Source organism: Pseudomonas sp. NY15374 (assembly GCF_048068255.1).
GTDB classification, from domain to species: domain Bacteria; phylum Pseudomonadota; class Gammaproteobacteria; order Pseudomonadales; family Pseudomonadaceae; genus Aquipseudomonas; species Aquipseudomonas machongensis.
The window spans coordinates 278,494-290,729 of record NZ_JBLUPZ010000005.1; the positions used below are offsets into that span (position 1 = coordinate 278,494).

Sequence of the window (12,236 nt, forward strand, 5' to 3'; positions counted from 1 at the left end):
TGGTCAGTCGTTGCTTTCTTTGTTGTCGACGCGGTAGCTGAAGCTGAAGCCAAAGCCCTGGAACAGCACCACGTCAGCTAGTTGCCGGGACAGCTCGGCAGCGCTGGCAAGCTTGGTCTTGGGTACATAGAGCATGTCTTCGGGCTGCAGGTAGGCGAGCTTCTGGCTACCGCCGGAGAGGGCCTGGTCGACGTCGTAGTTGACCGCATGCACGGTGTTGCCTTCGCGGCGCATGATCACCACCGAGCCGAGCTTGGCCTTCAGGGTCGGGCCGCGGGCCAGGGTCAGGGCCTCGAGCACCGACACCGGACGACGGATCTGGAAGGCGCCCGGCTGGCCGACTTCGCCGAGCACGTAGATCTCGTTGGCGGCAGTGGACTTGAGCAGCACATCCACGCTCATGCGCCCGGGCAGGCTGGCGTAGCGCTCGTTGAGGTAGTCACGCAACTGGTTGACGGTCATGCCCTGCAGCGGCACCGAGCCGATTTCCGGGAAGGTCGCGCGGCCGTCGTTGCCCACGGTGATGTCGCGGCTCATGCCGGTGCCGGGGTGGCTCAGGGCGTTCTTCAGGTTGACCTCGTCGGTCATGGGGCTGAGCACGCGCACCGTTACCTGGTCGCGGTTGGGCTTGAACACGCGCTTGTCGTTGTAGGCCTGACGAATGGCGCTCTCCGCTTCGCTCGGGGTCAGGCCCTCGACGCGCACCGACGCGTTGGTGGATGGCAGGGTGATGCTGCCGTCGGGCTGCACCAGCTGCTGGCCGTTCAGGCCGCTGGCGGCCATGAAGTTGAGGTCCAGGGTGTCACCGGACTGGATGCGGTACACCCCGGCAGAGCGGTTGCTGACGTGGAAGATCACTTCCAGCACGTCCTGTGGCCGCAGCACCTGTTCGCGGCGGGCGACTTCGGTGGCCTGGCTCTCGGCCGCTGGTGCGGTGAGGATCTGTACCGGCATTTCGCGGCTTTCCTGGCTGGCGCAACCGGCCAGGGCGAGCACGCACAGGGCAATCGAGGGGTATCTCATGGCGATCATGGCGTGCGTCCTCTCACAGGTTGTCGTACAGCCACTTGGGCATGTAGTACTTGCGCTTGTTGAACACGCTGCCGATCAGCCGCGCGCCAGCTTGCGTCAGCCGTTGGGCGGCAGCCTGGGCCACTTCCCAGCGGGTTTCCTCGGCGCACACCACCAGGATCACGCCATCGACCAGGGTGCCGATCACCAGGCTGTCGGCGCTGGCATAGATGGCCTCGCCGTCGATCACCACGAAGCGGTAGTGGGCGGCGAACTGGCGCAACAGGATGCGCAGGCGTTCGGGGTCGAGGCGGTCGCGTCCGCGCTTCCAGGTGCCCGCCGGGAGCACGTCGAATGGTTGGTCGGACAGGTGCACCACGCAGTCCTGCGCCAAGGGTGGAGTGTCCTCGTCGAACAACAGATCGGTGTAGCCGCGCAGCTTGTTCAGCCCCAGTTGCTGGCTCAGGCCATTGCTGCTGGAACTGCCGTCGATCAGCAGCACCGCACCCGCGCTCATCAGCGCCAGCTGGCTGGCGAAGGCCAGGGCGCTGGTGCTGGTGCCGGTTCCGGTGTTGGCCGCGGTCAGCAGCAGGGTGCGCTGGTCGAGGTCGAGGACAGTGGCGGTCAGGTTGGTCTCGCTCGGGTTGGCGATACTCAGGCTTCTAGAAGTGGAACCGTCCATCTCAACTTGCTCCGTGGCCAGTGAAAACCTTGAACGGGGTCTTGAGCAGGATTTTCAGATCCAGCAGCAGGCTCTGTTCGTTGATGTAGCTGAGGTCAAGCTCTACGCGTTGGTCGAAATCGATGTTGCTGCGTCCGGAGATCTGCCAGAGGCCGGTCATGCCGGGGTAGATCGACAACCGTGCCAGGTGGTTATCCTTGTAGCGGTAGGCGTTGAACGAGGTAGGGCGCGGGCCGACCAGGCGCATGTCGCCGGTGACCACGTTGATCAGGTTGGGCAGCTCGTCCAGGCTGCTGCGCCGCAGCCAACTGCCCACCGAGGTGATGCGCGGGTCCTTGTCGATCTTGAAATCGATGGAGTCGGCGCCGTGCTTGTTCAGGTGGCGTACCGAGTCTTTCAGCGCCTCGGCGTTGGCGACCATGGTGCGGAACTTGAACATGCCGAACAGGCGGCCGCGGTAGCCGGTGCGTTTCTGCACGAAGAACACCGGGCCCGGGCTGGACTTCTTGATCATCACCGCCAATGCCAGGAATACCGGCGACAGCAACAGCAGCAGGTTCAGCGCCGCCAGGCATGACAGCACGCGGTTGGTCCGCGACAGCGTCCAAGGGCGCCCGCCGACCCGCCCGGTCATCCAGCCACGGCCTTGCATGTGGATGGCGGCATCGATGCGCTGGCGGTGCGCCGGATCCATGCGTTTATCCTGGTACAGCGCCTGCAGCTGGGCGCTTTTCGGTTGTCCTGTCATATCACCCTCCGTTGTTTCGGCTGCTCGCCTGCAGGTTCGCCATCTGTGGCACCGTGCGAGTAGTAGTGCTTGAACCAGGCGACGAATCGCCCGAGCCCTTCATCAAGGGAAATCGTTGGGGTAAAGCCGGTGACCCGGGCCAGGGCGCTGGCATCGGCACAGGTGGCCAGCACATCGCCCGGTTGCAGCGGCAGCAACTCGATCACCGCATCGCGCCCCAGGTGTTTTTCCAGCAGGGCCAGGTAGTCGAGCAGTTCCACCGGGCGTTGGCCGCCGATGTTGAACAGGCGCCAGGGTGCTGCGCTGCTGGCCGCGTCGGGACTGAAGGCATCCCACTGCGCATCGGCGCGGGGCGGGTAGGGCAGCAGCCGCGCCAGGCTTTCGACGATGTCGTCGATGTAGGTGAAGTCGCGCTGGTGCCGACCATGGTTGAACAGCTGGATCGGCCGGCCTTCGCTGATGGCACGGGCGAACTGCATCGGCGACATGTCCGGGCGGCCCCAGGGCCCATAGACGGTAAAGAAGCGCAGGCCGCTGCAAGGGATGCCGAACAGATGGCTGTAGCTGTGCGCCATGGCCTCGTTGGCTTTCTTGGTGGCGGCGTACAGCGACAGCGGATGATCGACTGCATCCTGCACCCGGTATGGCGTGCGCTGGTTGGCGCCATACACCGAGCTGGACGAGGCGTACAGCAGGTGCTGCACCGGGTGGCGCCGGCAGCCTTCGAGAATGTTCAGGAAGCCCGCCAGGTTGCTGTCCAGGTAAGCCTGGGGATTCTGCAGCGAGTAGCGCACACCGGCTTGCGCAGCCAGGTGCACCACCACCTCGGGGCGCTCCTCGGCGAACAGCCGGGCCATGGCGTCGCGGTCGGCAAGGTCCAAGCAGTGCAGGGGGAAGTCACCGACGTTCTGACGCACCCAGTGCACGCGAGCATGTTTGAGCGACGGATCGTAATAGTCGTTGAAGTTGTCCAGGCCCAGCACCTCATGACCGTCGCGCAGCAGGCGCAGGCAGGTGTGGGCACCGATGAAACCGGCCGCGCCGGTGACCAGCACTTTCATGGCGCGCCGACCTGCGGGGCGCTCTGGTCGGGCGCGACCTGGCGCAGGCCGATGCCGCTGTAGTGCAGGCCGTGGGCGGCGACCTGCTCGGGGTTGTACAGGTTGCGGCCATCGATGATCACCCGTGCGCGCAGCTTGCTGGCCAGCAGCGAGAAATCCACCACGCGAAAGTTCTTCCATTCGGTGCAGATCACCAGGGCGTCGGCGTCCTGCAAGGTGTCGTCGCGGGTGGCGCACAGTTGCAGGTCGTCGCGGTAGCCGTACAGGCGTCGGCATTCGTCCATCGCTTCGGGATCATAGGCTCGCACCGTGGCGCCTTCGTCCCACAGCGCTTCCATCAGGTAGCGGCTCGGTGCTTCGCGCATGTCGTCGGTATTGGGCTTGAAGGCCAGGCCCCACAGGGCGATGGACTTGCCGCGCAGTCCGCCCAGGCGCTGCTTGAGCTTGGCGAACAGGATGCGCCGCTGCTGGTCGTTGACTTCGTTGACGCTCTGCAACAGGCGCAGGGGCATGCCGCTGTGCTCGGCGGTGTGCAGCAGCGCCTTGATGTCCTTGGGGAAGCACGAACCACCGAAACCGCAGCCGGGGTAGATGAAGTGGTAGCCGATGCGTGGGTCCGACCCGATGCCGCGGCGCACCGCTTCGATGTCGGCCCCCAGGTGTTCGCTGAGGTTGGCCAGTTCGTTCATGAAACTGATGCGCGTGGCGAGCATGGCGTTGGCGGCGTACTTGGTCAGCTCGGCACTGCGGTTGTCCATGAACATCAGCTTTTCGTGGTTGCGGCAGAAGGGCGCGTAAAGCTCGGCAAGCTGGTCATGGGCGACCTCGTCATGGGTGCCGACGATGATCCGGTCGGGGCGCATGCAGTCGGCCAGGGCGCTACCTTCCTTGAGAAATTCGGGGTTGGACACCACACGCACCTGCAAATGGTCCTTGCCCAGGCGCTGCAGTTCATCGCGGGCCAGGGTCACGACCTGGTCGGCGGTGCCGACCGGTACCGTGGATTTGACGATCAGGGTGCGGTCGGCCTCCATCAGCTCGGCAATCTGCCGGGTGACGTTGAGCACATGGCTCAGGTCGGCCGAGCCGTCCTCGTCAGGTGGGGTGCCGACGGCGATGAAGATCAGCTCGGCATGGCTGACCGCATCGCTGGCCTGGGTGCTGAACAGCAGGCGACCTTCCTTGATGTTGTCTTCCAGCAGGCCCGACAGGCCCGGCTCGCTGATCGGTGGGACGCCCTGACGCAGTTGGTTGATCTTGTGGGCATCCACGTCCACGCACAGGACCCGGTGGCCGACGTCGGCAAGTGCCGCCGCTTGTACCAGTCCTACGTAGCCAGTGCCAAAAACGCTCACGTCCATGTCGGCGTGCCTCGTATGGATGAGTAAGGGGTATGAAACAGTGGTGTGATTTCTGTATAGCTCAGCTCGCGGGAAATGCGTCAAACCAATGGCATGTTTCGTCGCATTTACAGACGCTAAACAAAACGGCCATTGGCCACCAACCCTTTGCCAATCCGGGGTTTAGCGTTGAAAGCTACTGGCATTTGGCCGTTCGATGAACCGATGAACGGTTGCAGGCCACGAATAATGCGGGGTCGTGACGATAGAGCGTCTCAACCGCGATACGTTTTTTGCGCCAGAATATGGCGTTGAGATACCGTCGGAAAATTGACTTTTCCGGCTTGTGATTTGTTTCAAGACTGCTACGGTTTGAATGAAAACCCATGACCGGAGTGGTCGAATCATGCGCGGATGGATCAAGCTGGCCCTGTTGTTCCTCTACCTGGCGAGCTTCCATGGCTATTACCGGGAGCGGATAGAAGCGTTGGGTGTTGGCCTGCCTTTGCTGCTGTACCTGGGCGTGGCGGGGGTGCTGGTGGTGGGGTTGCTGCTGGCGGCGTGGATTCGCCCAGGTTGGCTGCGCTGGGTGCTGGCGTTGGCTTTTGCGGTGAGTGCGCTGTTCTTCGATGCTTATATGCGAATCACCCATTCCTACCTCACCTACAGTGCGTTCGTGTCCATGGTGTATGCCGGTGGCTTCATCCAGGAAGCGCTACAGCAGTACCACTATGCGATCACCTTGGCGGCGTTCAACGCGCTGCTGGTGCTGTTGGGTGTGGGCTTGCGCCCGGGCGCTGTGCTGCGCCTGCCGCGCCTGGTGCCCGTTGTCGCGCCATTTCTGGCGCTGGCGTTGCTGATCGGCGTGCTGTTCATCCGCGCTGGCGAGGGTGCCCGCGGCCTTCCGGTGATGTACACACCCTTGGCTTATGTGAGCCTGTTCGGCTACGAGGCGCTGCATGACCGTGTCGGCCCACGCGAGCCGGTGAGCCTGGCGCAGTCCGGCAAGCCGATGGCGCGCGATATCGTGCTGATCATCGACGAGAGCATTTCGGGCAACTACCTGGACCTCAACACCCCTGCCGGCGTGGCGACTCACCTGCTGCAGCCGCACCCAGGGGTGAGTATCGTCAACTACGGCTACGCGGCCTCGGTGGCCAACTGCAGCGCCGACACCAACGTCACCTTGCGTTACGGCGGCACCCGCAGCGATTACCTGCGCATCAATTCGACCCAGCCGTCGATCTGGCAATACGCCAAGCGAGCAGGGCTGGGCACGGTGTACATCGATGCCCAGCGCACCGGCGGCAATCTGCAGAACCTGATGGACGAAACCGAGAAGCGCGACATCGACCGCTTCGTCCAGTTCGACGACACCCCCGTGATGCAGCGCGACATGGCGGCGCTGGAGCAACTGGTCAGCCTGCTCAAGGATGGCCAGGCGCAACTGATCGTGATCAACAAGGTTGGCGCGCATTTCCCGGTGCACGACAAGTACCCCGACGCCTTCCTGACCTACCAGCCGGCATTGCCGCGTGGGCATTTCACCGATGTGGCCGACACCGCCACCCGCGACGGCTTCGATGGCCGCCCCGAAGACTGGGTGCTGTATCGCAACGCGTACCGCAATACGCTGGGCTGGAACGTGGGTGAGTTCTTTCGCCGCCTGTTCGCCGAGGCCGACCTGAGCCAGGCGGTGCTGATCTACACCTCCGACCATGGCCAGGACCTGCATGAGCGCGGCAATCCGGGCCTGAACACCCACTGCGACAGCGACCCGGTGATGGAGGAGGGGCTGGTACCGCTGGTGGTGATCCAGGGCGCGGGCGTGAAGGCCCTGGACTGGCAGGCTCACCTGCCACAGAACCGCAACGCCTCCAGCCACTACAACATCTATCCGACGCTGCTCAAGCTGCTGGGCTATGACGCCGCAGCCGTCACTCGTATCTACGGCCAGGCGCTGGATGTGCCGACCGACGACCCGTTCACCTTCAACGTGCGCTTCAACGCACGGCTGGGCGCCAAGCCGGACTTTCGTCACATCGACCTCAGCCAGGTGGTGACCCCTGAACAGGCCAAGGGTGTTGCGGTGACTGCGGCGCCCTGAGCGCACATGCCGTTGCGGCAGGCGCGGGGCAAGCCCGCGCCTCCAGGCGTCAGTTGGCTCGTGCGGCGTTCAGTGCCCCGGCGCGCGACACGCGCAGGGCCACCAGGCTGCCCAGCACGATCACTCCGGCCAGCGAGTACAGCGCAGCGTCGGTCGAGCCGGTCTGGTCCTTGATGAAACCAACCAGGTAAGGGCTCAGGAAGCCAGCCATCTGGCCCACCGAGTTGATGATCGCCAGGCCCGCGACGGCCGCACTGGCGCTGAGCAGCGCGGTCGGCATCGGCCAGAACATCGGCAGGCCGGTCAGGGCACCCATGGTGGCGATGGACAGGCCGAGGATGGCCACGGTTGGGTTGCTAGCGAAGTTGACCGCGATCAGCAGGCCGATGGCGCCCATCAGCATCGGCACTACCAAGTGCCAGCGGCGTTCGTTGCGCAGGTCCGCCGAGCGACCGACGATGATCATGAACACACCGGCCAGCAGGTAGGGGATCGCACTCAGCCAGCCGATCAGCAGCGGGCTGTCGAAGCCCAGGTTCTTGATGATCGATGGCAGCCAGAAGTTGATCGCATAGACGCCGCTCTGGATGCAGAAATAGACGAAGCCGAAGGTCCAGATCAGCGGGTTGGTCAGCACGGCCCACACGCTGTCGCCGGTGGTGCTCGGCTTGCTCGCGGCATCGGCGGCGAGGTCCCTGGCGATCAGTTGGCGCTCGCTGTCCGACAACCAGGCGGCCTTCTGGTAGCCATCGCTGAGCAGGAACACCGCGAGGATGCCCAGCACCACGGTCGGCAAGCCCTGGATCAGGAACATCCACTGCCAGCCCGCCAGACCGTGCTGGCCGGCGGCGAAGTGGTCGAGAATCCAGCCGGAGAACGGCCCGCCGAGCAGACCCGAGACCGGGATCGCCGACATGAACAGGGCCATGATGCGGCCGCGGCGGTCAGCCGGGAACCAGCGCGAGAGATACAGGACCACGCCGGGGAAGAAGCCGGCTTCGGCGGCGCCGGTGAACAGGCGCAGCACGTAGAACTCCATCGGCGTGGTGACGAACAGCAGGCAGGTCGAGAGCGTGCCCCAGGCGATCATCATCACCGCGATCCAGCGCCGTGGGCCAAAGCGGTTGAGCGCCAGGTTGCTGGGCAGGCCGCAGAGCACGTAGCCGATGAAGAAGATCCCGGCGCCCAGGCCGTAGATAGTCTCGCTGAACTTCAGCGCGTCGAGCATCTGCAACTTGGCGAAGCCGACGTTGACGCGGTCCAGGTAGTTGAACAGGTAGCAGATGAAAATGAACGGGATCAACCGCAGGGTGATGCGCCGGTACAGCGCATTGCGGCTGGGGTCTTGGCCTTGGTCAGGGGCAGGGCTGTGTGCCATGATGAAATTCTCTGTTGTTATGGTTGTCACGCGGCGCCTGTTCCGGCGCTCGCCTGAAACGAGTCTCGGCGAGCAGGGCGCCGCTGTCTTTGTGCTTTTGCACAGCGTAGGGCACGCACGGCTGTGCTGCGGAACAAAGTCTGCCACTGCAAGGAACCCACATGTTCGAGCTTGACCACGACCTGGCCCAGGATATCGTCGACCGGGCGATGGCGATCCTGCCGTGCAACGTCAACGTCATGGACAGCCAGGGCCTGATCCTGGGCAGCGGCGAGCCAGAGCGCATCAATACCCGCCATGAGGGCGCGCAACTGGTCCTGGCCAATGGGCGCATCGTCGAACTCGACAGCGAGGCGGCCAAATGTCTCAAGGGCGTGCAGCCAGGGGTGAACCTGCCGTTGATGCTCGACGACCGATTGATCGGCGTGCTCGGCCTTACCGGCGATCCGCAGCAACTGCGCACCTACGGCGAGTTGGTGCGCATGACCGCCGAGATGCTCCTGGCCCAGCGTCACCTGCAGGTCGAGCAACAGTGGCGCCGGCAGCGCTGCGACGATCTGCTGGCGCTGCTGCTCGGTGGCAGTGGCGAGTCCCCCCGGCTGGTGGACGAAGCCCGGCAACTGGGGCTCAAGCCGCAACTGCCTAGGGTGCCTTGCCTGTTCGAACTGGAGGCTGGGCCACCGGGCGAAGCGCTGTCGGCCTGGCTGACCAGCCGCTACCCGGACAGCTGGTGCGTAAGCCCGGCGCGTCAATCGTTGCTCTGGTGCCGTCCGGCAAGCGTGGCACTGGATGAGGTGCGTCTGATCGAACGCTTGCAGCGCCATGGCTGGCAGGTCCAGCGCCTGGCCCTGGGCAGTGTGGCGCAGAGCCTGGAACAACTGCGACGAGGTTACCGTCGGGTCCGCGACCTGTTGGCGTATGGCCGCGAGGTAGTGCCCGGCGAGCGCGTGTTGAGTTTGTCGCGCTATCGCTTGCCGGCGTTGCTCTGGCGCCACCGCAACGATGATGCCCTGGACGAGTTGCTCGAACCGCTGCAACGCATCCGCGCCAAGGATGCCAGCGGCCAATTGCTCGCCACCTTGCGTGCCTGGTGCGCCCATGACGGACAAAGCCAGGCATGCGCCGATGCCTTGGGGATCCATCGCAACAGCCTGCGTTATCGACTGGAGCGAATCGCTGAACTGGGCGAGGTGGATCCGCTGCGTCTGGAAGGGATGCTGAGCCTGTACCTGGGCTTGCAACTGCTACCCGCCGAGTGAGTCCCGGATCCGGGCAGTGGCATTTGCCCAAACAACCGGCCAGGTGTTTTGTGCATCCGACCGAGGCCGCTCTGGCGCGCAGCTGTCAGCATGCGGGCTAACAGGACCAGGAGATTCACCATGAAAGTCGTCATCGCCCCCGATTCGTTCAAGGACAGCCTCGATGCCGCCGGTGTCGCCCGGGCGATCAGTGCCGGGCTGGCCAAGGTCTGGCCCGAGGCGGAGCGAATCGAGTGCCCGATGGCCGATGGCGGTGAGGGCACCATGGAGGCGATCGTCGCGGCCACCGAGGGCGAGCAGCGCCGCCAGGTGGTGCGCGGGCCGCTGGGGGCGCCAGTGGAGGCTAGCTGGGGCTGGTTGGCGCAGAGCCGCACCGCGGTGATCGAGATGGCCCAGGCCAGTGGCATCCAGTTGCTGCCCAGCGCGCAGCGCGATGCCTGTCGCAGCAGTACCTGGGGCACCGGCGAGCTGATTGCCGCAGCCCTGGCGGCAGGTGCGCAGCGCATCGTGCTCGCCATCGGCGGCAGCGCCACCAACGACGCTGGCAGCGGCATGCTGCGGGCCTTGGGCCTGCGCTTGCTGGACCGTGAAGGCCAGGCACTGGCCGAGGGCGGCCTGGCCCTGGCGCAACTGGCACGCATCGACGCCAGCGACCTTGATCCGCGTCTGGCCGAGGTGCAGTTCGAGGTGGCGGCGGATGTCGACAACCCCTTGTGCGGGGTCAATGGTGCCTCGGCGATCTTCGGCCCGCAGAAGGGCGCAACGCCCGAGCAGGTGTTGCAGCTGGACCAGGCACTGGGGCATTTCGCAGATCATTGCGCGCAGTTGCTGGGTGAAGACCTGCGTGAATCTCCCGGTTGCGGTGCGGCGGGCGGCATGGGCTTTGCGGCCAAGGCCTTCATGGGCGCGCGTTTTCGTCCTGGGGTCGAAGTGGTGGCGGAGCTCGCCGGGTTGGACGGGCTGGTGCAGGGCGCGGACCTGGTGATCACCGGCGAAGGCCGTTTCGATGCCCAGACCCTGCGCGGCAAGACCCCGATGGGCGTGGCCCGCGTGGCCAAGCGTCACGGTGTGCCGGTGGTGGTGATTGCCGGGACCTTGGGGGAGGGCTACGAGGCGTTGTATGCCCATGGCATCGATGCCGCGTTCGCCGTGACCAGCGGGCCGATGACACTCGAGCGCGCTTGTGCCGAGGCCGGGGCGCTGCTCGAGGGGCGGGCGGGGGATATCGCACGGTTGTGGCGGTTGGCGCGCGGGGTGTAGGAGTCATCTCTTTCGAGGGTTTTGTGTGGGGGCTGGCAGGTGCTCGCCGAAAGGTTTTTAGTGCCCATGAGATCGAGCGCCGCCCGCGCGGCGCTTCGCGGGCAAGTCGGAGCGCCGAACCGCCGCCCCCACATTTGTTTCCGGCCAGTTATGCCTGTGCCACAGGCGCGCGACCGCCTGGTGTGTACGACTCGGTACCGCGTCGTGCGCCAAAGGGGTCGCGCGAAAATGCCACAGGATTCATTGGCCCGAAACAAACTGTAGGAGCGGCGGTTCGGCGCTCCGACTTGCCCGCGAAGCGCCGCGCGGGCGGCGCTCGATCTCATGGCCACTAAAAATCTCCCGGCGAGCACCTTCCAGCCCCAATCCCCCCCTTCCAGCCAACCTCCTCTAGCCCCCCAGCCACCCAATAGCACACGACCGTTCATCGGATCAAAACGTTATTTTGTAACGGCTAATAGCACTTTGATAGCGGCGCTCGGTCTTTCCTGAGATGCTGCATCACATTCTCCTTTGAAAGTGACGGGCCCCCGGAACTCGGGGCCTGACGGCCACCAGGGAAGCTGGCTTGCAGGATGCGTGCGTGCTCTACCACACAACTGTTTGCAAGGTGTCCCATGTTCGATCGCAAAATCAAAGCTCGGCTCGCGGCAAGCGAAGCCGAGGTCAAACGCCTGCGCGCGCTGCTCGACCCAATGGAACGAGGCAACCTGGCGCTGCGCCTGGACGCCGAGCGCCGGATCAGCGCCTGTAACGAAGCCTGTTCGGCTGCGCTGGGGCATCCGCATGGCGCCTTGATCGGCCAGGCCCTGGCTGATGTGGTGCCGGGGTACGTGACCGCTCTGCCGTGCTATCGGCGCTTCAACGAGGCGCTGTCACGCTTCGAGCCGATTCGTGACGATTACCGCTTCCTCACCCGCGAAGGCCGATTGATCTGGCTGCACCTGACCTGGCTACCGGTGCGCGGCGACGATGGCCGTCTGGATTACGTACAGGGCTACGGCAGCGAAGTCACGGCACAGATCGACAAGAGCCGTGAGAACGGTGCATTCGTCGAGGCGCTCTTGCGTTCCACTGCGGTGATCCAGTTCGACCTGGCAGGCAATATCCTCACGGCCAACGAACAGTTCCTCGGCACCATGGGCTATTCGCTCACGCAACTGGTCGGCCAGCACCATCGCCTGTTTTGTCCGAAGGAAGAGGCTGCAGGTCCCGCCTACCAGGAGTTCTGGAAGACCCTCAACAGCGGGCGCTATGTCGCCGGGCGCTTCCGCCGATTGGACAGCCGGGGGCAGGAAGTCTGGCTGGAGGCCAGCTATAACCCGGTCTACGACGCCGAGGGCAAGATCAGCCGGGTGATCAAGTTCGCCTCGGTGATCACCGACCAGGT

Annotated in this window: 9 protein-coding genes and 1 pseudogene; 4 read left to right on the forward strand and 6 right to left on the reverse strand. The window is 64.7% G+C overall.

Translation table 11 applies throughout. The features are described 5' to 3' along the window. Positions 1-3: 3 nt before the first annotated feature. Genes ACNFHO_RS13770 through ACNFHO_RS13790 form a run of 5 tightly spaced genes read right to left on the reverse strand, consistent with a single transcriptional unit; the run spans position 4 to position 4,863 of the window. The gene (locus tag ACNFHO_RS13770; protein WP_054893969.1) at positions 4-1,023 is read right to left on the reverse strand and encodes a polysaccharide biosynthesis/export family protein; all 1,020 of its coding nucleotides are present in this window, start codon (positions 1,021-1,023) and stop codon (positions 4-6) included. Positions 1,024-1,045: 22 nt separating this feature from the next. Further along, complete coding sequence (locus ACNFHO_RS13775; protein WP_054893958.1) at positions 1,046-1,693, reverse strand: CpsD/CapB family tyrosine-protein kinase; 648 nt, start codon at positions 1,691-1,693, stop codon at positions 1,046-1,048. 1 nt (position 1,694) lies between these two features. Continuing rightward, on the reverse strand, positions 1,695-2,441 hold the full coding sequence (locus ACNFHO_RS13780) for a sugar transferase (protein WP_054893959.1): 747 nt from the start codon (positions 2,439-2,441) through the stop codon (positions 1,695-1,697). Beyond that, the gene (locus ACNFHO_RS13785) at positions 2,438-3,502 is read right to left on the reverse strand and encodes an NAD-dependent epimerase (RefSeq protein ID WP_112898025.1); all 1,065 of its coding nucleotides are present in this window, start codon (positions 3,500-3,502) and stop codon (positions 2,438-2,440) included. Before ACNFHO_RS13785 ends, ACNFHO_RS13780 begins: the two co-directional genes overlap by 4 nt. Next, entirely contained in the window at positions 3,499-4,863 is a 1,365-nt protein-coding gene (locus ACNFHO_RS13790; protein WP_416766664.1) for a UDP-glucose dehydrogenase family protein, read from the reverse strand. The genes ACNFHO_RS13785 and ACNFHO_RS13790 overlap by 4 nt, the downstream gene beginning before the upstream one ends. Positions 4,864-5,248: 385 nt before the next feature. On the opposite strand from ACNFHO_RS13790, the gene ACNFHO_RS13795 reads away from it, so the two are divergent. After that, positions 5,249-6,949, forward strand: coding sequence for a sulfatase-like hydrolase/transferase (locus ACNFHO_RS13795; protein WP_416766665.1), 1,701 nt, complete (start codon positions 5,249-5,251; stop codon positions 6,947-6,949). 49 nt (positions 6,950-6,998) lie between these two features. Here the strand turns inward: ACNFHO_RS13795 and ACNFHO_RS13800 are convergent, their stop codons facing one another. After that, positions 6,999-8,327, reverse strand: a complete 1,329-nt coding sequence (locus ACNFHO_RS13800; protein ID WP_054893963.1) for an MFS transporter — start codon at positions 8,325-8,327, stop codon at positions 6,999-7,001. A 161-nt stretch (positions 8,328-8,488) separates the two neighbouring features. Here ACNFHO_RS13800 and ACNFHO_RS13805 point away from each other — a divergent pair, with 161 nt between their 5' ends. From ACNFHO_RS13805 to ACNFHO_RS13815, 3 genes and pseudogenes are all read left to right on the forward strand, one after another. Beyond that, positions 8,489-9,586, forward strand: coding sequence for a sugar diacid recognition domain-containing protein (locus ACNFHO_RS13805; protein ID WP_065863493.1), 1,098 nt, complete (start codon positions 8,489-8,491; stop codon positions 9,584-9,586). A 120-nt stretch (positions 9,587-9,706) separates the two neighbouring features. Continuing rightward, positions 9,707-10,846, forward strand: a complete 1,140-nt coding sequence (locus ACNFHO_RS13810) for a glycerate kinase (protein WP_414155324.1) — start codon at positions 9,707-9,709, stop codon at positions 10,844-10,846. Positions 10,847-11,541: 695 nt separating this feature from the next. Beyond that, positions 11,542-12,234 (forward strand): annotated as a pseudogene (locus tag ACNFHO_RS13815) (PAS domain-containing protein); the annotation flags it as partial. Between the last annotated feature and the right edge of the window lie 2 nt (positions 12,235-12,236).